Here is a 24,615-nt window from a genome sequence, read left to right as displayed (position 1 = left end):
GGGCTGTCGGCCTCGTCCGGCGGTCAGCGATGGACTGTCAGCGGTAGACGCGGACGTAGTCGGCGGCGAAGGAGAACGGGGCCGTGCCGGAGGGGGCGGGGTGGTACTTCCCGGCGCCGACCGACAGGTTGAGGATCAGGTACGCGGACCAGTTGCTGCCCACGCCGTGGCCGTCGGAGTAGACCTTCACGCCGTTGACGTACCAGTCGACCGAGGTCGCGCCGTAGTAGGTTCCGATGGTCACCCACGTGCCGGGCGCGATGGCGGCGGCGTTGGTGTAGTAGTCCTGGGCGGGGCTGACGTGGTTGGTCAGCTCCAGCAGGTTGGGGTTGTCCGGGTGGTACTCGAAGGAGTCGATCTCACCGTTGCCGGTGGTGCCGTTCTTCCAGGTCCACAGCGCGGGCCAGGCACCTTCGGCGGAGGGCAGCTGGACCCGGGTCTCGGCGTAGTCGCCGGTCCTGACCTGGAAGCCCTCGGTGGAGCCCTGGGTGGTGAGCAGGCCGGTGGTCCAGGCCTGGTTGCCGTTCTCCAGGGTGTGCGAGGAGGGCGAGGCGGTGAAGGTGGCGACGCCGTTGGCGACCGTCACGGCGCTGGGGTCGAGCCAGTCGAGCTTGTTGTCGTCCGGGTTGTGGTTGCCGTACCGGTACGAGGGGGTGGTGCTGCCGACCCAGCGCGAGCCGTAGGCGACCGGGCCGCTGAACTCGTCGCTCCAGACCAGCGACTTGCCGGCGACCGGCGCGGCCGTGGCCGGTGCGGTCGGGGTCACCGGCGGAGCGACCGGGGGCGTGAGCGGAGGGGTCACCGGGGGCGTGACCGGCGGGGTCTTCGCGGCGGAGACGGTCAGGGTGTGGGAGGCCAGGTTGTGCCAGACACCGTCGGTGCCCTGCCAGAAGCCGAACTCCGTGTACGAGCCGGCCGGCAGGCTGCGTGCGGCGGTGGTGATCGAGACGCCGGCGGGGCAGATCCGGACGTTGCCGGACGAGCCGGGGAAGTCGAGGTTGCGGCCTGCGGCGTCACGGACCCCCACGCCCAGCGTCCTCACGGTGAAGCAGGCGCTGGAGTGGACCGCGAGGGACGCGGTGGCGGTGCTGCCGGCGGTCAGGGCGGTGGGGGTGAGCCGGTCCTGGGTGACCCGGGGGGTGGCGGCCTGGGCCTGCGTGGCCAGCGGGACGGCGGCCAGGGCGGCGGCGGCCAGGCCTATGACGGCGGCGGAGTTCACGCCGAGGCGTACGGGCATGGCGGGGAGACGCATAAAGGGGTCCTCGTGACACGCCTGCGAGGTGAGCTGTCGGGTTCGGGCCTGAGGTGGCCCGGCCGCGTGGGGGCGCGGCTTCACCCCGAGCCGGGCCCGGGCCCGCGCGCGGCCGTGGAGGCGACGCGGGTACGGCAAACCGACCTGGTTCCCCCGCTCTCGTCCGATTCGTGCTCGGTTGCCCGCCGACGGGTGGACGGGATTCGGCGTCCCGACGGCGAGGTCCGCCCGAGGCGGAATGTGCAGGTTAGGCAGAGTGACGTTGTTCGTTCAACGTCCAGCCATGAGCTGTGCCATGTCTCACACATCGGTCCGGGAACCGTTGCTGTGAGTTCACGGGCAGGTGCAGACAGCGGCGATGGCATCGGGCACACTGATCCACCACATCCCCCCGCTCGAACGGAGCCCACGGCATGGAAACGACCTCTCCCGACGCCGGCGTCAGACCCGCGACCGGCGCGAACGCGCTGGCCGAGAGGGTCGGACCGAATCCGTCCGGAGTGCTGAACGAACTGGTGATGGAGCTCGCCCGCGCTCTCGGCGAGAACCCGCGCGAGGTAAACCTGAGCCTCAACCGGAAGCTGGGCGTGGAGAGCCGGATCAACCAGAGCGAGGACGTCATCCGCCAGGGCGTGGCGATCGCCCGCGACTGGCTGAGCGGGCTCGGCTGACGGCAGACCGGCCGACGGGGGGCCGGTGCCGTGACGCGGGTGTGTCATCCGCGCGCCGCCGGGCGGTGCTCCGCGTAGGCTCGGCGCTGTGACGTTCAAGGGCTGGCGCGCCGAGGCGCTGGAGTTCTACGAGGGTCTGGAGGACGACAACTCCAAGTCCTTCTGGACCGCGCACAAGGCCGTCTACGAGGCCGAGGTGTACACGCCGATGGCCGAGCTGCTGACCGAGCTGGAGGACGAGTTCGGCGAGGGGAAGATCTTCCGCCCGAACCGCGACGTCCGCTTCAGCGCCGACAAGTCCCCGTACAAGACCGCGATCGGCGCCACCCTCAGCCGGGGCGGCTACGTCCAGCTGTCGGCGGACGGGCTCGGAGCCGGGGCCGGGTACCACATGATGAGCGCCGACCAGCTGGAGCGCTACCGCGAGGCCGTCGCCGAGGAGGTCACCGGCGAGGAGCTGCTGCGGGTGATCGCCGGCGTGGAGGCGCACGGCATAGGGGTCAGCTCGCGCGACCCGCTGAAGACCGCACCGCGCGGCTACGCCAAGGACCACCCGAGGATCGCGCTGCTGCGCAACAAGGACCTGGTCGGCTGGCGGCAGTGGCCGGTCGAGCCCTGGCTGGGGACGGCGGCGGCGAAGCGGCACGTGGTGGACTTCCTGCGGCACAGCCGGCCGCTGACCGAATGGCTGGACGCCCACGTGGGCGAGTCGCTCGCACCCCGGGGCCGGTAGCCCCCGCTCCCCCGCGGCCCGGACCCCAGATCTGCGGTGAGTCCGCCGCCGGTCCACGTCCCGTCGAATTGAAGAAGTTTTCAACTGGTGGCATGGTGAGGTCAGCAGGTGCGAGGGTTCGCCGGAGCCCCGGCGCAGGCCCCGTTTCTCCTGGCAAGGGGACTGTTGTGGACGAATTCGCCGAGCAGTCGGAGCAGACCGCACCCGATGAGCCCAGCGCGCAGGCAGACGCCCGCGTCCAGGCCGCCCGAAGCGCACTGGAGGCGGCCGCCGGCTCCTCGGACCCGGTCGCACTCCGCGACTCGCTGGACGAGCTGGAGGACGCCCTCCGGTTCGCCCGCGACAGCGACGAGGGCAACGGTGTCGAGGGCAACGGCGTCGAAGGCAGTGGCGCCGAGGACAGTGGTACCGAGGCGCCTCCGGTGGGGGGTGACGACGAGCTGACGAGGGGTTGAGGGCTGTGCCGGTCCCGCTGTACCAGGCCAAGGCCGAGTTCTTCCGAATGCTGGGGCACCCGGTCCGGATCCGGGTACTGGAACTGCTGCAGGACGGGCCGACACCGGTGCGCGAACTGCTCGCGCAGATCGAGGTGGAGCGCTCCAACCTGTCCCAGCAACTCGCGGTACTGCGCCGCTCCGGCATCGTGACCGCCACCCGCGAGGCCGACACCGTGGTCTACGCGCTGGCCGGTACGGACGTCGCCGACCTGATGCGGGCCGCCCGCCGCATCCTCACCGACCTGCTGGCCGGACAGCAGGACCTGCTCGCCGAACTGCGCCTGGCCGAGACCGCATCGGCCGACGCCGCCCTGACCCGGGCACCGCTGACGCAGACATCGCTGCCGCAGACATCGCTGACCATGGCCGAGGCACAGCCGGGAGGCGCGCCGCCGGCCGAGCGCCAGCCCGTATGACCGTCCGCCCGAACCACGCCACCGCGCAGCCGCAGCCCCTGGAAGGGGACCCAGGAATGTCCGACCCTGTCGACCGGCCGATCGTCACCGGTTCCACCGAGGGCAGCAGTGTCCGCTCCAACCGGGGCGTGTGGATCCGCGCGTTCATCTACGTGATCGGGTTCCACGTCTTCGCCGGCTTCGTGATGCTGCTCTTCTACTTCGGCGGCCGGAACCACTGACGCGGTACCGGCGCGGCACCGATACGGCGCGGCGGCGGTCAGGAGCGGCGGCGCAGGATGCCGCGGATCAGCGCGGCCTGCCCGACGTGCTGGAGGTCGTCCGCGATCACGCTGATCAGCCGCACGCCGAGGGTGACCGGCGGGTTCCAGCGGGTGTCGACGACCCGGTCCAGGTCGGCGTCGCGGATGTCGGCCAGATAGGTGAGGGTGTGCTGGTGCACCGCGTCGTAGTAGTCCGCCAGCTGACGCGCGGTGATCCCCTGGAACGCTCCCACCTCGGCGCTCCGGTGGCCGTAGCCGGTGGCGTCGACCGGGTAGGACAACCCGAAGGCCTGGTGCCAGCCCCCGGTCTGCCAGACCTGGTCCGTGCCGGCGACATCGGCGAGGTGGTCGTCCTGGATCCGGGTCAGATGCCAGACCAGCCAGCCGATGGAGTTGGCGTCGTCGTCGACACGCACGTCGACATCACCGTCCGACAGGCCGCGCAGCACGTCGTGAACGCTCTCGCGCACACGGGCAAAGGCATCGGTCAGCAGGTCGACGCTCGCGGTCATCGCAGCCTCCATCGCGGTTCTTGCAGTCACGGTTCCTGTGCGGACGATCCAATCCTCACGCATCATCAGTCACCCTGGGGCAAGACGCGCCACATCGGGCGATCTCGGAGCCCGGTCAGGGCCGGAAGGGCAGGGCCGGCACCTCGAAGCAGTTGGTGTTCATGTCGGGCACTTGGGTCACCCAGCCGCCGTTCTGCCAGCGGGCGACGTCGAGGCAGGCGTGCTGCGGCCCGGTCGGCGGCGGGGTGGGCACGAAGTCCGCGGGGATCAGCAGCCCGTGCGCGTCGTAGGGCTGTGGACGCTGCATGAAGGCGTCCACGCAGGCCCGGTCCACGGTGGCGCCGCAGGACGCGGCCGCGTCGGTGAACCACTGCGCGGCGGCGTAGCCCTCCAGCTCCCACTGCGACAACTTCGCCTCCCGGTCCGGGAAGTACCTTCGCATCGCGGCGCGGAAGGCGGCCACCGCCGGATACCGGACGTCCTCGTAGTTGCGGCTGCCCGAGGTCACCCAGAGCGCGTTCAGGCAGCCGGGGACGCCGCCGTAGTCCGAACCGGTCTGCGCGGACCAGTTCTGCACATTGGTCACCTTCGCCGCCACCGACACCCCTGCCCCCGTCATCGCCTGGCAGAGCGCGACATTGCCGCGGGTGTCCATGGCGTCCAGCAGCAGCTGCGTCCCCTGTGCCTTCATCCCGGCCGCCACGGCGCCGAAGTTGGGCAGCGCGAAGTCCACCGTCTCGTTGAGGACCTGGTAGCCCTCGGCCTTGAGGCCCTGGACCAGCTGGGCGGCGTAGCGGGCCGAGTCGGCCTGGTTGTAGGAGATCACGGCTGCGCTGTGCAGTCCGAGCTTCTGCCTGAAGTACCGGTAGACCTCGGTGGTCTGGTACTCGGTGCCGTTCCAGCCGACGGACCTGCCGTCGCGCGGCTCGGAGCTGCCGTTGATCGCGTACAGGTGCTGGTACTGGTCGTAGGCGGTGCCGATCGGCTCGCCGCCGACGTCGGGCACGCCCTGGGAGCTGACGTAGGGGGCGCCCGCGTAGTCCAGGGCGCTGGTCGCCACCAGCGCGACCACGTGGTCCTGGTCGATCAGCTGGTGCACACAGGTCTGGTTGCCACTGCCGGAGCCGCTGTCGTCGCAGGTGACCACCTTGATCTGACTGCCGTTCAGGCCGCCGGAGGCGTTCAGGGCCCGGAAGAACGCCTCGGCGCCGTAGAGCGGGCCGCTGAAGGTGTCGGTGCCGAGCAGGCTGCTCAGCGAGGTGACGATGCCGACGGTGATCGGCGCGGACGCGGTGGACGGGCTGCCCGGGGCGGGGGCCGCGCCGGAGAAGTCACGCTCGGGCAGCCTGCTGCCGCAGCCGGAGAGCAGCAGCGCCGCGACGGCCGCCATCGCGGCGGCGCGCGCGAGTCCCGACGGCCGGCTCACCCGGGATCAGGAGCAGCCGGGCACTGCGGCCCCGCCGCTGTTGAGCTTGACCAGGCTGCACAGCGTGGCGTCGGCGACCTTCCAGGTGCCGCCTTCCAGCACCGACTTGCCGGCGGCGCCGGGCAGCGCGGGGGTGCCGCCCTCGCACAGGTTGAAGGTCACGTCGGCGGCGGTGGCGCCGGTGAAGTTCACCGTCAGCACGGTCACCGTGGCCTTGGCGGCGAGCGGGTTGCCCGCGAAGCCCTGGAGCACCGGCGCGAACAGCACGCCGTTCTGCAGCAGGGCGATCTTCGCGGAGGAGGGGGTGGCCGGGTCGAAGAACTTGGTGAAGGCCGAAGCGACCTGGGTACCCGCCGTCGCCGTGTCAGCAGGTCCGCTGCCGCTCACAGTGGGCATGCTGGTGCTGCTGCACGCCGCGGCGGAGGCCGGGGCCGAACCACTGGAACCGGACGCCGGTGCGGAACTGCTCGGCGCCGAGGTGCTCGGAGCCGAACTACCCGGTGTCGAACTACTGCCGCTGCCGGCCGTGCTGCTGCTACCACTACTGCAGGCGGTGGCGACCAGCAGCGCCGCAGCACCCAGACACATCAACGAAGCTGATCTGCGAACGCCCGTGGATCCGTTGACCATGGAACCCTCACCGCCCGACGACCGAAGTGGCCCGATGGGTCAGTTTATCAGGGGAGACTATGACGAGACCCCGCGAATCCGCCGAAAAGGTGACGGCCCTGACGGTCGCCGCGGGGCGGGTGCTGCGCCCGCATCTCGGCTGGATCTGCTGCACGGCGGGGGCATTGCTCTGTGCGCTCGGCTGGTACGGGGTGTCCGGGGAGCGCTACGCCGCGCGGCAGATCCCGTACCTGGCGTCGGCGACCGCCCCCGGGGTGGCGCTGATCGTCGGCGGTCTGGTGCTGCTCGCCGCACGGAGCAGGTCCGCGGCGGGCGGCGCGGCGGAGGAGCGGATGCGGCTGCAGGTCGCGTTGCTGTACCGGTTGCTGACCGAGGCGGAGGAACCGCCCGCCGAGGCTCCCGGCGTGGCCGGGGCCCCCGGCACGTCCGCGACTCGCGCGGCGACGGCTCCGGCGGCGACGCGTCGGGAGACTGCGGAGCAGGAGACGGCGGGACGGGAGGCTGCGGGACGGGAGTCCGGGGCGGACGGCGGGCTGTTGACGGTGCCCGGGGGGCGGACCTACCACCGGCCGGAGTGCCCGCTGATCGAGGGCCGCCTCGATCCGGAGCCGGTCACCCGGTCCGGGATCGCCGAGCGCGGACTGCGCCCGTGCCCGCTGTGCGACCCGCCGGAGCGCTGAGCCATGGCCACCCCGCTCGCGCTCGACCTCGCGGTCGCCGGCGTCGCCGTGGGCAGTGCCGCCGCGCTGTCCGGCGTCGGCCTGGTGGTCTGCTACCGCGCCACCGGCGTGCTGAACCTGGCGCAGGGCGCCGTCGCCATGGTCACCGCCTATGCCCTGCGGCAGACGGTGGTGGTGTGGCACTGGCCGAAGGTGCTCGCGATCGCCTGCTGCGTGCTGGTCTTCGCACCGGGCCTGGGCTTCCTGATGGACGTCGCGGTGTTCCGCCGACTGCAGCGCCGCAACGCGGGCACGGCGGAGACCCTGGTGGCCGGGCTGGGCGTGTTCGTGCTGCTGATCGGCGGCGCGGCACTGCTGTGGGGGCTGACCCCGCTCGGCGACGCGCCCTCCGTGCTGCCGTCGACGCCGCTGGTCGCCCCCGGCGGGCTGCGGCTGACCACCGACACGGTGGTGGACCTCGGCGCCGTGCTGCTGCTGACCGCCGCCGTGGGCGCGGTCAACCGCTGGACCCCGTTCGGCACGATGCTGCGCGCGGTGGTCGACAACCGCCGCCTCGCCGAGCTGTCCGGGCTGGACGCCGACGCGGTCTCCTCGGTCGGCTGGGCCTTCGGCGCGTTCACGGCCGGGCTCACCGGAGTCCTGCTGGCGCCGGGGCTGCGGCTCGACCCGTACGGGCTGCCGCTGCTGGTGATGGAGACGATGGCGGTGGCGGTCGCGGCCGGGCTGCGCAGTCTGCCGCTCGCGGTCGGGGCAGCGCTGGCGCTGGGGATCGGCCAGAGCGAGTTGACGGCGGTTCACCTCGGCGGCGGACCGGCCGCGGTGCTGCAGTCGGTGAGCGCGAACCTGTTCGTGCTGGCGCTGGTGATCGTGGTGCTGATCCCGGGCAGGCTCTCGGTGCCGGAGACCGCCTCCGGACTGCTGCTGCCCGGGGACCGGCCACGCTCGCCGCTGACCCGGATCCTGCTGCAGGCGGCGGCCCTGGTGATGCTCTTCGGCCCGCTCGGCCTGCGCGGCAACGACCTGCGGCTGCTGCTGCCGGGACCGGCGCTGGCCCTGGTGCTGCTCTCACTGGTCGTGGTCACCGGCTACGGCGGGCAGATCTCGCTGGGCCAGGCCGGCTACGCGGGCCTGGGCGCGCTGCTGACCGGGGCGTTCGCCGGCGGCGCGGTGCCCGGGGTGCCGGCCCTGCCGGCCGCGCTGGCGCTGCCGCTGGCGGTGCTGGTCGCCGCCCCGTTCGGGCTGCTGGTCGGCTGGCCGGCGATCCGGCGGCGCGGGCTGGCCCTGGCGCTGACCACCTTCGCGGTCGGCACGGCGATGAGCCGGCTGGTGTTCCAGCAGCCGTACCTCACCAGCGGGCTGAGGCTGGACCGGACCGGGGCCTGGGGCAACGACCGGGTCTTCTACGCCGTCGAGCTGGTGCTGCTGGGCGCGGCGCTGCTGCTGGTACGGGCACTGCACGGGGGCCGGCCGGGCCGGGCGCTGGGCGCGATGCGCGACCACGAACCGGCCGCGTACGCCTCGGGGGTGAACGTGCCCTGGCTGAAGCTGCTGGCGTTCACCGCCGGGTCGGCGCTGGCCGCGCTCGGCGGCGGGCTGCTCGGGCTGGGCAGCCAGGCCTTCGACCCCAACGCCTTCGATCCGGTGCTGGGCCTGCTGTGGTTCGCCGCCGTGGTCGTCTTCGGCGCGGGCAGCGCGTCCGGCGCGGTGCTGGCGGCGGTCGCACTGACCACGGTGGACGCCGCGACCACGGCAGGCGTCTCGGCGGCGGCGGTGGGCGTACTGGCCCTGCTGCGCGGCCGGTTGACCGGCGGCCGGGGGTCCGGCGCGGTGGCGCCCGCACCGTCACCGGCGGGCCAGGACCGCCCCGCTGCGGCGACCGACGGGGCCGTGGTCCCGGGGGTGCGGCTCAGCCCGCTGGGACGGCGGCTCGCCACCCGGATCCAGGCGCGCGGAGGTGTCCGGTGACCGCGCGGGCGACGTGGCTGGCCGCGGACCGGCTGGTCCGCCGCTACGGTGGGGTGAGCGCGCTCGACCAGGTGTCCATCGAGGTGCCGCCGGGCCGGATCACCGCGCTGACCGGGCCGAACGGCGCCGGCAAGAGCACCCTGTTCCGCTGCCTCAGCGGGGCCGAGCGGCCGGACGCCGGCCGGGTACTGCTCGGCGGACGCGACGTCACCCGGCTGCCCGAGCACGCCAGGGCGCGGCTCGGGCTGGCCCGTACCTTCCAGCAGATCGCGGTGTTCCCCGGCCTCTCCGTCGCCGACAACCTGCGGGTCGGCGCCGAGCAGGCCGGACGCCTGCCGCCCGCGCGGGCGGCCGCGGCGGTGGCCGGGACGCTGAGGCTGCTCGGCCTGGACCGCATCGCCGACCACCCCACCTCCGCCCTGCCGACCGGAACCCTCCGGCTCGTGGAGCTGGGCCGCGCGCTCGCCGCCGACCCCGGCGTGCTGCTGCTGGACGAACCCGCCGCCGGGCTGGACCGGGACGAGACCGAGCGGCTGGCGGTGCTGCTGACCGCGCTCGCGGGGAACGGCCTCGCGGTGCTGCTGGTCGAGCACGACCGCGAGCTGGTGGACCGGATCGCCGACAGCGTCCACACCATGGCCGCCGGACGGATCACCACAGACGCCGACGGCGCCGGCGGCGGGCCGCACCGCGAGGGGTACCGCGAAGGGCCGGACGGGGGGAGCGTCGCCGATGGCCGTTGAGATCGCCCTCGACCGGGCCCGGGTCCGCTACGGACCGCTGGAGGCCCTGCACGGCGTGGACCTGCGGATCCCGCAGGCACGGCTCACCGTGCTGCTGGGACGCAACGGCGCCGGCCGCAGCACCGCCCTGCACGCCCTGGCCGGGACGGAGCCGCTGGCGGACGGCCGGGTCACCTGGTTCGGCGGCGGGCCGCACGGTCGCGACATCACCGGCCTCGGCGCCTTCCGGCGTGCCCGGATGGGCGTGGCCCTGGTCCCCGCCGAGCGCGCCGTGTTCCCCTCGCTCTCGGTGGCCGACCATCTCTCCCGTCTCGACGCTTCCGCTCATGCGGCCGCGCTGGAGCTGTTCCCGGAGCTGAGCCGGCTGCTCGAACGCCGGGCCGGCACGCTGTCCGGCGGCGAGCAGCAGATGGTCGCCCTGGCCGCCGCGCTGGCCGGTCCTTCGCGGCTGCTGCTGCTGGACGAGCTGGGGCGCGGGCTGGCCGAGCCGGTGGTCGCCCGGGTGCACGCGGCGCTGGCGGCGGCGGTCGCCACCGGCCGCACGGTGCTGCTGGCGGAACAGGCACTGCCGCAGGGCATGGCCGCCGACCTGGTCTACGTCCTGCACCGCGGCTCGGTGGCCTTCGCCGGTGAGCCGGGCGACCGCGCGGCGGCCGCCTTCCTCGGCGGCGCGCCCCCCGACCGGACCTGACCGCCTGTCAGCGGCGCGGGATCGCTTCGGCGGTGGCGCGGGCGCGTCCCGGCAGGGTCACTGCGCGGAGCGCCAGTGCAGGCGGCCGAGGCTGATCAGGCGCAGCTGGCGCCGCGCGGTGTCGGCGATCCGCCGCTCCGCGCCGGGGTCCCCGTCCGCCTCCAGCAGGGCCGCGGCGACATGGACGGCGTGGTCCACGTAGAGGTCGGCCAGCATCCTGACGTCGGCCGGGTCCCAGCCCTCGGACGCCGGCTGCAGCGCCAGATCCCCGGCCAGGTCCTCGGCGAACTGGCGGAACCGCACCGCGATGGCGTCCCGCACCGGCTGCACCCCGCCGTGGCGCTCGCGGGCGAGGAAGCGGAAGTGCGCGCGGTTCTCGTGCACGTACTGGACGATGACGTCCACGGTGCGGTCGATCACCTCGTCGGTGCCGGACTGTTCGGCGCGGATGGCGCGCAGCAGTGCGCGCAGGCTGCCGAAGGACTCGTCGACCAGCGCCACCCCCAGCTCCGGAAGGTCGCGGAAGTGCCGGTAGAAGGCACTGGGAGTGATCCCCACCTCCCGGGTGACCTCGCGCAGGCCGACGCTGCTCAGGCTCTGGTGTTCGAGCAGGTGCAGCCCGGCGTCCAGGAGGGACTGCCGGGTCTGCTGCTTCTGGGCCTGCCGGACCCCTGCGGTGTGGTTCATCTCATACAGTAAACAACTGTTCTCTGTAGAAGGCGAACGGGGCACGGGAGTAGTCTGAGGCAAGTCAGTGAACAGATGTACTCTCAACTGCCGCGAATGGACGCACCATGGTTCTGCTCTTCGGGCTTCTCGCCCTCAGTTCCCTGATCTGGGGCGCCGCCTCCTTCGTCAGCTCGCCCTCACTGGTCCTCGGCTGCGCGCTGGTCGCGTGCTGGCTGGTGGCCTTTGCCGTGCGCGAGCGCCTCGCCCGCCGGGCCGCGCGATGAGCGCCGTCACCGGGGCGGCGCCGGTCGCCCGCGACGACACCGCCGTCGCCTCCTTCATCCTCGGCCTGCTCGGGCTGTTCTTCTTCAACATCGTGCTCGGCCCGCTGGCGATCGTCCTCGGCGGCATCTCCCTCGCCCGGGGCACCCGGCGGCGCGGACGGGCCCTGCTCGGCGTCGCCCTCGGCATCGCGGACCTCGCCCTGCTCGGCGTGCTGCTGGCGACCCACACCGGTGGCCTCACCCTGCACCTCGGCTTCTGACCCCTCGGGGACGTGCCGATGGCGATCAGGGCGGCGAAGGCGCACCGTGGAGGGTGAATCCGCTGGAGGCGATCACCATGCACACTGTCGTCGGATGGCACATCGAGATGGAGTTCCAGGAGCTGGAACACAAGACGGCCGCGGCCGCGATGCTGCGGCTCGCGGACGGCACCGAACTCAGGGCCCACGGCTACACCAGCCGGCATCCCAGCGACGCGGACCAGCCCAGGGTCGGCGAGGAACTCGCCGCCGCCCGCGCCCTCAACGATCTGGCCAGCCAGTTGTTCTCCAAGGCGCGCGGCGAGATCGACCAGGAAAGCCACCTGCGCACCTACCCGATGATGTAGCGGCCGGTGACGTAGCGCGCCGCTGCCGGGACCGGCAGGTCACCCCCGATCGCACCGCAGCTGCCCCGTCCACGTACGGAGTGGGTACTGTGTGGTGCCGCGCCGCCCGACAGTGGGCGGCTCGGCAGGGCGACGAGGACGGTGTGCGGCGTGCGGGTGGCGGATCGGTACCGGTTGGACGACACCATCGGCCGGGGCGGCATGGGCGAGGTGTGGCGCGCCTGGGACGAGGTCCTCGGCCGTCCGGTCGCGGTGAAGCTGCTGCTGCCCGGCGTCGGCGACCCGCTGGCCGCGGCCCGGTTCCGCCAGGAGGCGCAGACCGCGGCCCGGCTGAGCCACCCCCACGTCGTCTCGGTATATGACTTCGGTGAGGATCTGGGCCGTCTCTACCTGGTGATGGAACTGGTCGAGGGACGCACGCTGGCGGACCACCTGACCGCGCGCGGCGCGCTCTCCCCGGCCGAGGTCGCGGACATCGGCGCGCAGGCCGCGGCGGGTCTCGCCGCCGCGCACCGCGAGGGCGTGGTGCACCGGGACGTGAAGCCCGGGAACCTGCTGCTCGCCACCGACGGCGTGGTCAAGGTCGCCGACTTCGGCATCGCCCGCTTCGCGGACGAGACCACGTCCGCGCTGACCAGCGCCGGCATGGTGCTGGGCACCAGCATCTACCTGGCCCCCGAGCGCGCGCTGGGCCGCCCGGCCGGCCCCTCCTCCGACGTCTACGCGCTCGGCTGCGTCCTCTACGAGCTGCTGGTGGGCCGCCCGCCGTTCCAGGCCGACACCGCCCCGGGGCTGCTGTTCCAGCATGTCGAGGCGGTACCGACGGCCCCGGCGGAGCTGCGCGGCGGGCTGCCCGCCGGGTTCTCCGACCGGCTGATGCGGCTCCTGGCCAAGGACCCGGACCACCGGCCGAGCGCCGACCAGGTCGCGCAGTGGCTGCGCGGGCAGCAGCCGGCCGCCGACGGGCGTGCCCTCGGCCGCACCGCGGCCCAGCCGTCGGTCGGCGTCGACGGCCGGGGCGAGCGGGCACCGGACCCGTCCCGGCGACGCTCGCGGCTGATGGTGGGCGCGGGCGCCACCGTGGTCGGCGGCGCGCTCGCGGTCGCGCTGGGGATGGCCCTGATGCCGGCCGGCAACCGCGCGGCAGCCTCGTCCCGGGGTCACGCCCCGGCGAGCATGGCCGCCCACACCCCCGACTACCAGCCGTCCTTCACCACCGCGCCCGCGCCCACCCACGAACCCTCCAGAACGCCCGCCCCGGCCGCCACCAACCCGGCGGTGCTGCTGGGCCAGCTGTCCCGGGCGCTGCGTACGGCGGCCGGGGCGGGCCAGCTGGCGGCGCCCGTCGACGCCGCGGTCCAGAAGACCATCGCCCAGGCCCAGGCCGCGCAGGCCCAGGGCAAGGCGGCGGTGGTGCGCGGGCTGGTGCACACCATCGACGTCCAGCTCGCCGCCGCCAGGCAGCACCACCAGTTCACCCCCACCCCCGCCCTGGACCAGCTGCTGTCCCACCTCACCGCCCACGCCTAGCGCGGTGGGATCGTCGCTCAGTACGACTTCCGCTCAGTACGACTTCGGCAGGCCGAGGCTGTGCTGGGCGACGTAGTTGAGGATCATCTCGCGGCTGACCGGAGCGATACGGGTCACCCGCACCGCGCTCCACAGCCCGCCCAGGCCGTACTCGACGGTCATCCCGTTGCCGCCGTGCGCCTGGATCGCGGCGTCCACCGCCGCCTGGGCGTACTCCCCCGCCGCGAACTTGGCCATGTTGGCCGCCTCCCCGGCCTCCGCGTCCAGGCCGGCGTCGTAGAGCCAGGCCGCCTTGGCGGTCATCAGCCGGGCCAGCTCGACGTTGATCTTCGCCTGGGCCAGCGGATGGGCGACGCCCTGGTGCGCGCCGATCGGAGTGCCCCACACCTCGCGCTCGTTGGCGTAGGCGGCGGCCTTCCCCAGGGCGAAGCGGGCCATCCCGTTGGTCTGGGCGGCCACGGTGATCCGTTCCGGGTTCAGCCCGGAGAACAGCGCGGCCAGCGCGGTGTCACCCTCGCCGACCAGGGCGTCGGCGGGGAGCCGCACATCGTCGAAGTAGCAGAGGAACTGCTTCTCCGGCCCGGGTATCGCCATCTCGATCGGGCTGAACTCGAAACCCGGCGCGTCGGTGGGGACCACGAACAGGGCGGGACGCAGCCGGCCCGTCCCGGCGTCCTCGGTACGGGCCACCACCAGCACCGAGTCGGCCTGGTCGACGCCTGAGATGAAGCACTTGCGGCCGCCCAGCAGCCAGTCCCCGCCGTCCCTGCGGGCGGTGGTGCTGAGCTTGTGGGAGTTGGAACCGGCGTCGGGCTCGGTGATGGCGAAGGCCATCGTCAGGGTTCCGGCGGCGATCCCCGGCAGCCAGCGCTGCCGCTGCTCCTGGGTGCCGTACTTGGCGATGACGGTCCCGCAGATCGCGGGCGAGACCACGATCAGCAGCAACGGGCAGCCACCGGTGGCGAGTTCCTCGGCGACGATGGCGAGTTCCTGGATCCCGGCGCCGCCACCGCCGTACTGCTCCGGCAGGTTGACCCCAAGGAAGCCCAGCTTGCCCGCCTCCGCCCACAGTTCGTGGGTCCGCTCCCCCGCCTTCGCGGTGCGGGTCATGTACTCGTGACCGTAGCGAGCGGCCAGTGCGGCCACCGAGGCCCGGAGTTGCCGGTGCTCGTCGGACTCGACAAAGCTCATTGCTGCTGCTCCTTGGAGGTGTCGGAGGTGATGACCGCGAGCACGGAGCCCGCGTCGACCTGGTCGCCGACGGCGACGCCCAGCGCGGTGACGGTCCCGTCGGCGGGGGCCGTGATGCGGTGCTCCATCTTCATGGCCTCGATCACCAGCAGTTGGCTGCCCGCGGCGACCCGCTCCCCTTCGGCGACACCGAGCCAGACCACATGGCCCGGCATCGGTGCCAGCAACGATCCTGCGGCCAGCCGGACCTGAGGCTCCGGCAGGGCGGGGAGAGCGCGGAGGACGACCGACCCGAGCGGGCTGTCCACGGTAACGCTGGCACCGTCGTGGCGGGCGACCTCGAAGGTCCGGCGCAGACCACCCTGCTCCAGCACCACCCGGTCCGGCCTCCGGCTCAGCACGGTGACGTCGTCGAAGCCCTCGGCGGTGACACCATGACGTGTCGTCAGATAGCCGACCTCGACCCGCCCCTGCGGGCCCTCGAAGGACCGTCGCTGCGGCTGCGAGCGGAGGTTGCGCCAACCCGCCGGCAGGGTCGGGCGGTTGGCGGGGCGGTCGGCCGGACGGTCGGCGCCGGCCGACGCGGAGGCGGCCAGCGCGGCGGCCAGGGCGGAGAGCCGGACCGCGGACGGGCCGGCCAGCGGGGCGGCGAGGCCGGCCAGCCGGCCGGGGTCGGCTCCGGCACCGTCCAGGAAGCCGGTGTGGGCGCGGCCGGCCCGGAAGTCGGGATCCCGCAGGATGCGTACCAGCAGGTCCCGGTTGGTCGGCACGCCGTGCAGGCGCGCCCCGGCGAGTGCGGCGGCCAGCCGGCGCGCGGCGGCGGCCCTGGTCGGCGCCCAGGCGATCACCTTGGCCAGCATCGGGTCGTAGTGGACCCCCACCCGGCTCCCCGCCTCGACACCCGAGTCCAGCCGCAGCCCGTACGCGCGCGGCACGGTGAAGTGCGCGTCGGTCCCTGGCACCTCGAACCGGCTGAGGGTACCGGTGTGCGGGCGCCACTGCGCCGCGCCGTCCCCGTCCGGTTGCAGGGTCTCGGCGTACAGCCGTACCTCGATGGCGTGGCCCCGGGCGACCGGCGGCTCCGCCGGCAACGCGGCCCCCTCGGCGATCTCGATCTGGGCCCGCACCAGGTCGAGGCCGTAGACGCACTCGGTGACCGGATGCTCCACCTGCAGGCGGGTGTTGACCTCCAGGAAGACGAACCGCCCGGCCGGGTCGGCCGCGTCCAGCAGGAACTCGACGGTGCCCGCGCCGGTGTAGCCGATCGCGGTGGCCGCGCGTACCGCCGCCTCGCACAGCCGGGCCCGCAGCTCGTCGCCGACGGCCGGGGACGGGCACTCCTCCACGATCTTCTGGTGCCTGCGCTGGATCGAGCACTCCCGCTCGCCCAGTGCGCGCACCGTTCCGTGGCCGTCGGCGATGATCTGGACCTCGATGTGGCGGGCGTCGACCAGCAGCGGCTCGCAGAAGACGGTGGCGTCGCCGAAGGCGGAGGCGGCTTCACGACGCGCCGAGGCCAGGGCCTCGGCCAGTTCGTCGAGCTCGTGCACCGCGCGCATGCCGCGGCCGCCGCCACCGGCCGAGGCCTTCACCAGCACCGGCAGGTCGGCGGCGGTGATCCGGTCCGGGTCGAGATCCGCCAGCACCGGCACCCCGGCCTTGGCCATCAGCCGCTTGGCGGCGACCTTGGAGCCCATCGCCTCGATGGCCTCCGGCGGCGGCCCGACCCAGGCCAGTCCGGCGTCCAACACGGCGCGGGCGAAGTCGGCGTTCTCGGAGAGGAAGCCGTAGCCGGGGTGCACCGCGTCGGCGCCCGCCTCGATCGCCGCCTTGATGATGGCGTCGGCACGCAGATAGGTGTCGGTCGGAGCAGCGCCGGGCAGCCGGACCGCGAGGTCGGCCTCGGCCGCGTGCGGGGTGTCGGCGTCCGGGTCCGAGAACACCGCGACGGTCTCGATGCCGAGATCCCGGCAGGTCCGCTGGATCCGCCGGGCGATCTCGCCCCGGTTGGCAACCAGCAGTCTGGTGATCTGGCGCTCCACCAGTTCCGCTGGTTGTGCCGGATGCTGGTCAGTCATGGTGGGGATCCTCACATCCGGAAGACGCCGAAGCCGGTGGCCCCGGTGACGGGGGCGCTGTGCAGCGCGGACAGGCAGATGCCCAGCACGGTGCGGGTGTCGCGCGGGTCGATCACGCCGTCGTCGTGCAGCCGCCCGGACAGGAAGGGGGCCAGCGACTCGCGCTCGATCTGCGCCTCGACCATCTCGCGCAGTTGCCGGTCGGCGACCTCGTCGTAGTCCTGCCCGCGCGCGGCGGCGGCCTGCCGGGCGACGATGGACAGCACCCCGGCGAGCTGCGCCGGGCCCATCACCGCGGACTTGGCGTTCGGCCAGGTGAAGAGGAAGCGCGGATCGTAGGCCCGCCCGCACATCCCGTAGTTGCCCGCGCCGTAGGAGGCGCCCATGACCACGGTGAGATGCGGCACGGTGCTGTTGGACACCGCGTTGATCATCTGCGCGCCGTGCTTGATGATGCCGCTCTGCTCGTATTCGCGGCCGACCATGTAGCCGGTGGTGTTCTGCAGGAACAGCAACGGGGTGTCGGCGGCGTTGGCCAGCTGGATGAACTGCGTCGCCTTCTGCGACTCGGCGCCGAAGAGCACCCCACGGGCGTTGGCCAGCACGCCGATCGGGTAGCCGTGCAGGGTGGCCCAGCCGGTGACCAGGCTGGTGCCGTAGAGCGGCTTGAACTCGTCGAAGCGCGAGCCGTCGACGATCCGGGCCAGCACCTCGCGCGGGTCGAAGGGCACCCGCAGGTCGGCGGAGACGATGCCGAGCAGGTCCTCCGGGTCGTACCGGGGATCCTCCACCTCAGCCGCCGGGACCGGGCCCCGCTTGCGCCAGTTGAGCCGGGCGACAATGCGCCGGCCGATCCGCAGCGCGTCGTACTCGTCGGCCGCCAGGTGGTCGGCCAGGCCGGAGGTGCGGGCGTGCATCTCGGCGCCGCCCAGCGACTCGTCGTCGGACTCCTCCCCGGTGGCCATCTTCACCAGCGGCGGGCCGCCGAGGAAGACCTTGGCCCGTTCGGCGACCATGACCACGTGGTCGCTCATCCCCGGGACGTAGGCGCCGCCCGCCGTGGAGTTGCCGAACACCAGTGCCACGGTGGGGATCCCGGCGGCCGACAGCCTGGTGAGGTCGCGGAACATCCGGCCGCCGGGAATGAAGATCTCGGCCTGACTGGGCAGGTCGGCCCCGCCCGACTCGACCAGGTTCACCAGCGGCAGCCGATTGGTCGCGGCGATGTCCAGCGCCCGGCCGACCTTACGCGCCGTCCACGGGTTGGACGCGCCGCCGCGCACGGTGGGGTCGTTGGCGACGATCACGCACTCGACGCCCTCGATGACGCCGATCGCGGTCACCACACTGGCGCCGACCGGGTAGTCGCTGCCCCAGGCCGCCAGCGGCGAGAGTTCCAGCAGTGGCGAGTCCGGATCGATCAGCAGCTCGACCCGCTCGCGGGCCAGCAACTTGCCCCGGGCGTGGTGGCGTTCGACATAGCGGGGACCACCGCCCGCGAGCGCCTTGGCGTGCTCGGCGTCCAGCTCGGCGAGGCGTTCCAGCATCGCCGCGCGGTTGGCGGCGGCGTCCGGGGCGGCCGGGTCGTGGGTACTGCTCAGCCGGGTCAACGGGCTTCCTCCGTACCGTCGTTGCCGGTGGCGGGCAGCAGTGCCGCCGGGATGTCCACCGGGCGGGCCCGGAGCCACTCGCCGACGGCCTTGGCCTGCGGGTCGAACCGCGTGGTCGAGGAGACGCCCTCGCCGAGCAGCCCGTCCACCACGAAGTTCAGCGCGCGCAGCGCCGGGAAGGCGTGGCGGCGCACCGGCAGCCGGGCCGTCTCGGGTAGCAGGGACCGGAACTGATCGACGGTCAGACTGCGTTCCAGCCAGTGCCAGGCCTCGTCGGTGCGGGCCCAGACGCCGACGTTGGCCGTGCCGCCCTTGTCGCCGCTGCGGGCGCCGACCAGGGTGCCGAGCGGCACCAGGCGGGTCGGCCCACCCTCCGCTGTCGGAACCGCCGTTGCCGACGCCATCGCGTCCGGAGCCGTCCCCGTCGGCGCGAGCGGCTCGGCGGGCTCGGCAGGCTCGGCAGGCTGGGCGGCGGGCTCGTCGAGGCGGCGGGTCAGGGCGGCGGGGGCGATGGTGCGCCGGGTGCCGTCGGGCAGCACCGCCGTGTGCTCCACCGCGCCGGCCTCCACGTAGGCGGCGGTGTAGACCCCGTACGGGGAGGCGTCGCCGGGCGGCGCGGTGACATGGAAGCCGGGGTAGCCGGCCAGCGCGAGTTCGATCGCGGCGCCGCTGAAGGCCCGTCCGACCACCTTCTGGTCGGGGTCCTTGACGGTGCAGCGCAGCAGCGCGGCCGCCTCCTCCTCGACATCGGCGTCCGGACGGCCGGTCCGGGTCAGCGACCAGCGGAGCTCCTTGGGCGGCCGGGCCGCCAGGGCCGTCTCGACCTGCTCGCGCACCAGCTCGGCCTTCTCCTCGACGGCCAGGCCGGTGAGCACGAAGACGGTCTCGTTGCGGTAGCCGCCGAGGTGGTTCAGGCAGACCTTGAGGTCGGGCGGCGGCGGCTCGCCGTGGACGCTGTGGACCCTGACCCGGTCGGGACCGTCCGGGTCGAGGCGGACGGTGTCGAACCGGGTGGTGACGTCGGGCCCGGGGTAGCGGGGCCCGGCGATCTCGTACAGCAGCTGCGCGGTGACGGTGCCGACGGTGACCGCGCCGCCGGTGCCCGGGTGCTTGCTGATGACCGACGATCCGTCGGCGTGGATCTCCGCCAGCGGGAATCCGGGCCGCCGGACGTCGTGCTCCTGGAAGAAGGAGTAGTTGCCGCCGGTGGCCTGCGCTCCGCACTCCAGGATGTGCCCGGCCACGGTGGCGCCCGCCAGGGCGTCCCAGTCGTCCCTGGCCCAGCCGAAGTGCGCGGCGGCGGGGCCCAGTACCAGCGAGGCGTCGGTGACGCGTCCGGTGACCACGATGTCGGCGCCGGCCTCCAAGCAGGCGGCGATCCCCCAGCCGCCGAGGTAGGCGTTGGCCGTCAACGGCCCTCCCAGGCCCAGGGGTTCGGCACGCGGCAGCAGGTCGTCGCCCTCGACGTGGGCGATCCGGGGGGCGAGTCCGAGGCGTTCGGCCAGCGTCCGCAGCTCGCGGGCCAGCCCGGCCGGGTTGAGGCCGCCCGCGTTGGCGACGATCCGCACACCCCGGTCCAGCGCCAGGCCCAGGCACTGCTCCATCTGCTTGAGGAAGGTGGTCGCGTAGCCGGCGTCGGGGTTGCGCAACCGGGCCCGGCCGAGGATCAGCATGGTGAGTTCGGCCAGGTAGTCGCCGGTGAGGACGTCCAGCGGGCCGCCTTCGATCATCTCCTGGACGGCGCTGAAGCGGTCGCCGTAGAAGCCTGAGGCGTTGCCCACGCGCAGCGGGGGCGGGGTGGTCCCGGGCCGGCTCATCGACGGTCCTTCCTGGTGGGGGCGGGCGGGGTGGAGGCAGGAGGGGTGGCGGCGGGCGGGGTGAGGTCGAGCGTGCGGGCGAGGTTGTCCGCCCAGTGGCGCAGCATCCGGTCCCGCCGGGCGCTGTCGTCGGTGAGGATGTTGGCCAGGGCCAGGCCCCGGATGAAGTCCAGGGTCACCGCGACCTCGTCCCGCACCCCGGGCAAGTCCGGGTCCACGCCCAGCAGTTCGAGCGTGATCTGGTGGGCGCCGCGGCCGATCCGGGCCTCCAGCGGCACCAGCGCGGCGTGCAGCGCCGGATCGGTACGGGCACCGACCCACAGTTCGATCGCGGCCTCGAACAGCGGCCCGGTGTAGAGCGAGGCCAGCAGCCGCAGCACGTCCAGGACCCGGGTCGGACCGCCCTGCATGGCGGCGGCCCCGGCCCGGATCTCCTCGATCCGCACCGACGCCAGATGCTCGACGGCGGCCACCACCAGGTCGTTGCGGGTCGGGTAGTGGTGCAACTGGGCGCCCCGGGAGACCCCGGCCCGGGCGGACACGGCCGTGGTCGAGGTCCCGGCCCAGCCGAGCTCGGCCAGGCACTCGATCGTCGCGTCCATCAGCCGGAGCCGGGTGGCCCTGCTCCTGGCCTCCTGCCGGTTGCCGAGCGGAGCGGACGGAGCGGCAGGAGCGGACGGAGCGGCAGGAGCGGGCAGCGCGGACGTCGGCGGCGGTACTGCGGAATGCGCCATGGAGCGAGCATGGCCCGCCGGTTGGGAAACAGTCAACCCTGATTGTTTCTCTGGTCGCAGGCGGAGCCGACCGTCACCCGGGCATGCAGAAGCAGGCGGCGGCGGACCGGTGGTCGTCAACCCGGTCAGCCGCCGCCTCGCCCCCGCCTCGCCCCCGCCTCGTCGCGTCCGAGCCGGGGGTTGCCTGAGCCTGCCTCAGAACTCCTCGCCGCGCTCCGCCCTGGCCACCAGTGCGGCCGGCGGCGCGAAGCGGTCACCGTACCGGGCGGCCAACTCCTCGGCCCGGGCCACGAATCCGGCCAGGCCGCCCTGGTACTGGTTGACGTACTGCAGCACCCCACCGGTCCACGGCGGGAAGCCGATGCCGAGGATCGAGCCGATGTTGGCGTCCGCGACCGAGGTCAGCACGCCCTCGTCGAGGCAGCGCACCGACTCCAGCGCCTCGATGAACAGCAGCCGTTCCTTCATGTCCTCGAACGGAATACCCGCCCCGGGCACCGCGAAGGCCTCGCCCAGTCCCGGCCACAGCCGGCCGCGCCGGCCGCCGGCGTACTCGTAGAAGCCGGCGCCGGCCGCGCGCCCGGCGCGGTCGAACTCGTCCAGCATCCGCCCGACCACGGCCTCCGCCGGGTGCGGCTGCCAGCTGCCGCCCTCGGCCACGACCGCGGCCCTGGTGGCGTCGGTGACCTTGCGGGTCAGCGTCAGCGTCAGCTCGTCCAGCAGTTGCAGCACCGGCGCGGGGTAGCCGGCCTGCAACGAGGCCTGCTCGATCGAGACCGGGCTCAGGCCCTCGGCCAGCATCGCCAGGCCCTCGTTGAGGAAGGTGCCGATCACCCGGCTGGTGAAGAAGCCCCGGCTGTCGTTGACCACGATCGGGGTCTTCCGGATCAGCCGCACCACGTCGACCGCCCGCGCCAGCGCCGCGTCACTGGTCCGCTCGCCACGGATGATCTCCACCAGCGGCATCTTGTCGACCGGCGAGAAGAAGTGCAGGCCGATGAAGTCCTCCGGCCGCTTCACGCCCTCGGCCAGCGAGGTGATCGGCAGGGTGGAGGTGTTGGAGCAGAGCAGCGCGTCCGGGGCCACCAGCGGCTCGGTCTCGGCGAAGACCCGGTGCTTCAGCTCGACGCTCTCGAAGACGGCCTCGATCACCAGGTCGCAGCCGGCCAGGTCGGCCGGGTCGGCGGTCGGGGTGATCCGCGCCAGCAGCTCGTCCGCCCGCTCCCTGGTGCTGCGGGACCGGGCCACCGCCTTCTCGACCAGGGCGGCCGAGTAGCCCTTGCCCTTGGCGGCGCTCTCCACGGTGACGTCCTTGAGCACCACCTCGACGCCGGCCCTGGCGCAGACGTAGGCGATGGCCGCGCCCATCATCCCGGCCCCCAGCACGCCGACCCTGGTCGGACGGAACTCCGGGTGGCCCTCCGGGCGGCTCGCCCCGGCGTTGGCCTGCTGCAGGTCGAAGAAGAGCGCCTTGATCATGTTGCTGGAGATCTGGCCGCAGACCAGCTCGACGAAGTAGCGGCCCTCGACCGTCAGCGCGGTGTCCACGTCCACCTGGGCGCTCTCGACCGCCGCGCAGAGGATGCTGCGCGGGGCGGGGTAGGGGGCGCCCTTGAGCTCCTTGCTCAGCCCGGCCGGGAAGGCCGGCAGCATCGCCGCGAGCGCCGGGGTGGACGGGGTGCCGCCGGGGATCCGGTGGCCCGGGCGGTCCCAGGGCTGGGCCGCGTCCGGGTTGGCCGCGATCCAGGCGCGGGCGTCGGCCAGCAGTTGCTCGCGGGTCGGCACGACCGCGTGCACCAGGCCGATGCCCAGCGCGTCTCCGGGCCGGTACTGGGTTCCCTTCAGCAGCAGCTTGAGCAGCGCGTCGGCGATGCCGAGCAGCCGCACCGAGCGGACCACCCCGCCCGCACCCGGCAGCAGACCCAGCGTCACCTCGGGGAAGCCGAGCCGGGTCGCCGGACCGTCCAGCACGATCCGGTGGTGGCAGGCCAGGGCGATCTCCAGCCCGCCGCCGAGCGCCGACCCGTTCACCGCGGCCACCACCGGGCGGCCGAGGCGCTCCAGCCGGCGCAGCTGGCTCTTGATCGTCGTGGTCAGCTCGGTGACCGCCGCCGCGTCCTCCGGCGTGGCGGCGACCAGGTCGTGCAGATCCCCGCCGGCGAAGAAGGTCTTCTTGGCCGAGGTGACGATCACCCCGGTGATCGACTCGCGTTCCGCCTCCAGGCGGTCCACGGTGCGGCCCATCGAACGCAGGTAGGCCGTGTTCATGGTGTTCGCGGACTGGGCCGGGTCGTCCAGGGTCAGCACGACGACCCCGTCGGCTCCCTGTTCCCAGCGGACGACCTCGCGGTCGTGGTCAGCATGGTCAGCGGTCATGGCTTCCGTCCCGGTCATCGACATCCCCTAGATCCGCTCGATCACGGTGGCGATGCCCATGCCGCCGCCGACACACAGGGTGACCAGGCCGTAGCGCTGGTCGCGGCGTTCCAGCTCGTCCAGCACGGTGCCGACCAGCATCGCGCCGGTGGCGCCCAGCGGGTGGCCCATGGCGATGGCACCGCCGTTGACGTTGACCTTCTCGGCCGGCACGTCCATGTCCTTCATGAACCGCAGCACCACTGCGGCGAAGGCCTCGTTCATCTCGACCAGGTCGATCCGGTCCATCGTCAGACCGGCCTTGGCCAGCGCCTTGCGGCAGGCCGGGGCGGGGCCGGTGAGCATGATGGTCGGGTCGGCGCCGGACACCGCCGTGGCCACGATCCGCCCGCGCGGCGTCAGGCCGAGGTCGCGCCCCGCCTGCTCGCCGCCGATCAGCACCAGCGCGGCGCCGTCGACGATGCCGGAGGAGTTGCCCGCGGTGTGGACGTGGTCGATCGCCTCGACCCAGTGGTACTTCTGCAGGGCGACCGCGTCGAAGCCGAGGCCGCCGACGTCGGCGAAGGAGGGCTTCAGCCCGCCGAGGCCCTGCACCGTGGTGGTGGCGCGGATGTGCTCGTCGCGGTCGAGGACCACCAGACCGTTGCGGTCCCGGACCGGGACCACGGACCGCGCGAAGCGGCCCTCGGCCCAGGCCGCGGCGGCGCGGGTCTGCGACCGCACCGCGTAGGCGTCCACGTCGTCGCGACTGAAGCCCTCGATGGTGGCGATCAGGTCGGCGCCGATGCCCTGCGGGACGAAGCCGGTGCCGAGACTGGTCTCCGGGTCCATCGCCCAGGCGCCGCCGTCGCTGCCCATCGGCACCCGGGACATCGCCTCGACGCCGCCGGCCAGGACCAGATCCTCCCAGCCCGAACGGACCTTCTGCGCGGCCGTGTTGACGGCTTCGAGGCCGGAGGCGCAGAACCGGTTCAGCTGGACCCCGGCCACCGTCTCCGGCAGCCCGGCCGCCAGCGCGGCGGTCTTGGCGATGTCGGAGCCCTGCTCGCCGATCGGGGTCACCACGCCGAGGACCACGTCGTCGATGCGGCCCGGGTCCAGGCCGGGGTTGCGCCGCCCGACCTCTCCGATCAGGTCGGCGACCAGCGTCACCGGCTTCACCCCGTGCAGCGAGCCGTTGGGCTTGCCGCGCCCCCTCGGTGTGCGCAGCGCGTCGTAGATGAACGCCTCTTCGGACATC

Annotated in this window: 25 protein-coding genes and 1 riboswitch; of the genes, 13 read left to right on the top strand and 12 right to left on the bottom strand. The window is 73.4% G+C overall.

All coding sequences use genetic code 11. From position 1 onward, the window contains the following. Positions 1-37: 37 nt before the first annotated feature. Positions 38-1,252, bottom strand: coding sequence for a hypothetical protein (locus tag ABH925_RS00945; RefSeq protein WP_370144620.1), 1,215 nt, complete (start codon positions 1,250-1,252; stop codon positions 38-40). Between the two features lie 21 nt (positions 1,253-1,273). Continuing rightward, positions 1,274-1,423, bottom strand: a riboswitch (cyclic di-AMP (ydaO/yuaA leader). Between the two features lie 242 nt (positions 1,424-1,665). Between ABH925_RS00945 and ABH925_RS00940 the strand changes: the two genes are divergently transcribed. The 5 genes from ABH925_RS00940 to ABH925_RS00920 all read left to right on the top strand — a co-directional run bounded on the left by ABH925_RS00940 (position 1,666) and on the right by ABH925_RS00920 (position 3,790). Continuing rightward, complete coding sequence (locus ABH925_RS00940) at positions 1,666-1,923, top strand: hypothetical protein (RefSeq protein WP_370144618.1); 258 nt, start codon at positions 1,666-1,668, stop codon at positions 1,921-1,923. 88 nt (positions 1,924-2,011) lie between these two features. After that, positions 2,012-2,656, top strand: a complete 645-nt coding sequence (locus ABH925_RS00935; RefSeq protein WP_370144616.1) for a DUF2461 domain-containing protein — start codon at positions 2,012-2,014, stop codon at positions 2,654-2,656. A 167-nt stretch (positions 2,657-2,823) separates the two neighbouring features. Further along, complete coding sequence (locus tag ABH925_RS00930; protein ID WP_370144614.1) at positions 2,824-3,111, top strand: hypothetical protein; 288 nt, start codon at positions 2,824-2,826, stop codon at positions 3,109-3,111. 5 nt (positions 3,112-3,116) lie between these two features. Beyond that, complete coding sequence (locus ABH925_RS00925) at positions 3,117-3,569, top strand: ArsR/SmtB family transcription factor (protein WP_370144612.1); 453 nt, start codon at positions 3,117-3,119, stop codon at positions 3,567-3,569. Positions 3,570-3,625: 56 nt separating this feature from the next. Next, complete coding sequence (locus ABH925_RS00920) at positions 3,626-3,790, top strand: DUF6126 family protein (protein WP_370144610.1); 165 nt, start codon at positions 3,626-3,628, stop codon at positions 3,788-3,790. A 38-nt stretch (positions 3,791-3,828) separates the two neighbouring features. Here the strand turns inward: ABH925_RS00920 and ABH925_RS00915 are convergent, their stop codons facing one another. From ABH925_RS00915 to ABH925_RS00905, 3 genes are all read right to left on the bottom strand, one after another. After that, positions 3,829-4,344: a DUF664 domain-containing protein gene (locus ABH925_RS00915; protein ID WP_370144608.1), complete on the bottom strand. Its 516-nt coding sequence runs from the start codon at positions 4,342-4,344 to the stop codon at positions 3,829-3,831. A 115-nt stretch (positions 4,345-4,459) separates the two neighbouring features. Next, entirely contained in the window at positions 4,460-5,770 is a 1,311-nt protein-coding gene (locus tag ABH925_RS00910; protein ID WP_370144606.1) for an ABC transporter substrate-binding protein, read from the bottom strand. 6 nt (positions 5,771-5,776) lie between these two features. After that, a complete protein-coding gene (locus ABH925_RS00905; protein ID WP_370144604.1) occupies positions 5,777-6,166 on the bottom strand; it encodes a hypothetical protein in 390 nt (129 codons plus the stop codon). A 293-nt stretch (positions 6,167-6,459) separates the two neighbouring features. Here ABH925_RS00905 and ABH925_RS00900 point away from each other — a divergent pair, with 293 nt between their 5' ends. From ABH925_RS00900 to ABH925_RS00885, 4 genes are read left to right on the top strand one after another with little or no spacing between them, the layout of a single operon-like run. Further along, positions 6,460-7,080, top strand: a complete 621-nt coding sequence (locus tag ABH925_RS00900) for a hypothetical protein (protein WP_370144602.1) — start codon at positions 6,460-6,462, stop codon at positions 7,078-7,080. Between the two features lie 3 nt (positions 7,081-7,083). Further along, positions 7,084-9,045: an ABC transporter permease gene (locus tag ABH925_RS00895; RefSeq protein ID WP_370144600.1), complete on the top strand. Its 1,962-nt coding sequence runs from the start codon at positions 7,084-7,086 to the stop codon at positions 9,043-9,045. After that, entirely contained in the window at positions 9,042-9,788 is a 747-nt protein-coding gene (locus ABH925_RS00890) for an ABC transporter ATP-binding protein (RefSeq protein ID WP_370144598.1), read from the top strand. The genes ABH925_RS00895 and ABH925_RS00890 overlap by 4 nt, the downstream gene beginning before the upstream one ends. Next, on the top strand, positions 9,778-10,479 hold the full coding sequence (locus ABH925_RS00885; protein ID WP_370144596.1) for an ATP-binding cassette domain-containing protein: 702 nt from the start codon (positions 9,778-9,780) through the stop codon (positions 10,477-10,479). Before ABH925_RS00890 ends, ABH925_RS00885 begins: the two co-directional genes overlap by 11 nt. Positions 10,480-10,536: 57 nt before the next feature. On the opposite strand, the gene ABH925_RS00880 is transcribed toward ABH925_RS00885, so the two are convergent. Then, entirely contained in the window at positions 10,537-11,166 is a 630-nt protein-coding gene (locus ABH925_RS00880) for a TetR family transcriptional regulator (RefSeq protein ID WP_370144594.1), read from the bottom strand. Positions 11,167-11,273: 107 nt separating this feature from the next. Here ABH925_RS00880 and ABH925_RS00875 point away from each other — a divergent pair, with 107 nt between their 5' ends. From ABH925_RS00875 to ABH925_RS00860, 4 genes are all read left to right on the top strand, one after another. Beyond that, positions 11,274-11,432 carry a hypothetical protein gene (locus tag ABH925_RS00875; RefSeq protein WP_370144592.1) on the top strand — a complete coding sequence of 53 codons (159 nt, stop codon included), beginning with the start codon at positions 11,274-11,276 and terminating at the stop codon, positions 11,430-11,432. Further along, entirely contained in the window at positions 11,429-11,692 is a 264-nt protein-coding gene (locus ABH925_RS00870) for a DUF4190 domain-containing protein (RefSeq protein WP_370144590.1), read from the top strand. Before ABH925_RS00875 ends, ABH925_RS00870 begins: the two co-directional genes overlap by 4 nt. A gap of 77 nt (positions 11,693-11,769) precedes the next feature. Next, entirely contained in the window at positions 11,770-12,039 is a 270-nt protein-coding gene (locus ABH925_RS00865) for a DUF1876 domain-containing protein (RefSeq protein WP_370144588.1), read from the top strand. A gap of 174 nt (positions 12,040-12,213) precedes the next feature. After that, entirely contained in the window at positions 12,214-13,569 is a 1,356-nt protein-coding gene (locus tag ABH925_RS00860; RefSeq protein WP_370144586.1) for a protein kinase, read from the top strand. A gap of 33 nt (positions 13,570-13,602) precedes the next feature. On the opposite strand, the gene ABH925_RS00855 is transcribed toward ABH925_RS00860, so the two are convergent. The 7 genes from ABH925_RS00855 to ABH925_RS00825 form a co-directional block, all read right to left on the bottom strand. After that, positions 13,603-14,760: an acyl-CoA dehydrogenase family protein gene (locus ABH925_RS00855; protein ID WP_370144584.1), complete on the bottom strand. Its 1,158-nt coding sequence runs from the start codon at positions 14,758-14,760 to the stop codon at positions 13,603-13,605. Continuing rightward, on the bottom strand, positions 14,757-16,838 hold the full coding sequence (locus tag ABH925_RS00850; protein ID WP_370144582.1) for a biotin carboxylase N-terminal domain-containing protein: 2,082 nt from the start codon (positions 16,836-16,838) through the stop codon (positions 14,757-14,759). The genes ABH925_RS00855 and ABH925_RS00850 overlap by 4 nt, the downstream gene beginning before the upstream one ends. Before the next feature lie 11 nt (positions 16,839-16,849). After that, on the bottom strand, positions 16,850-18,385 hold the full coding sequence (locus tag ABH925_RS00845; protein WP_370144925.1) for an acyl-CoA carboxylase subunit beta: 1,536 nt from the start codon (positions 18,383-18,385) through the stop codon (positions 16,850-16,852). 59 nt (positions 18,386-18,444) lie between these two features. Beyond that, positions 18,445-20,265, bottom strand: coding sequence for an acyclic terpene utilization AtuA family protein (locus tag ABH925_RS00840; RefSeq protein WP_370144580.1), 1,821 nt, complete (start codon positions 20,263-20,265; stop codon positions 18,445-18,447). Next, complete coding sequence (locus tag ABH925_RS00835; protein ID WP_370144578.1) at positions 20,262-20,999, bottom strand: TetR/AcrR family transcriptional regulator; 738 nt, start codon at positions 20,997-20,999, stop codon at positions 20,262-20,264. Before ABH925_RS00835 ends, ABH925_RS00840 begins: the two co-directional genes overlap by 4 nt. Before the next feature lie 195 nt (positions 21,000-21,194). Beyond that, entirely contained in the window at positions 21,195-23,375 is a 2,181-nt protein-coding gene (locus tag ABH925_RS00830; RefSeq protein ID WP_370144576.1) for a 3-hydroxyacyl-CoA dehydrogenase NAD-binding domain-containing protein, read from the bottom strand. Between the two features lie 27 nt (positions 23,376-23,402). Then, complete coding sequence (locus ABH925_RS00825; RefSeq protein WP_370144574.1) at positions 23,403-24,614, bottom strand: acetyl-CoA C-acetyltransferase; 1,212 nt, start codon at positions 24,612-24,614, stop codon at positions 23,403-23,405. Between the last annotated feature and the right edge of the window lies 1 nt (position 24,615).

Source organism: Streptacidiphilus sp. EB129 (assembly GCF_041262645.1).
Lineage (GTDB): Bacteria > Actinomycetota > Actinomycetes > Streptomycetales > Streptomycetaceae > Streptacidiphilus.
The sequence above is the reverse complement of the archived record's forward strand: the minus strand, read 5'-3'. Positions and strand labels throughout refer to the sequence as shown.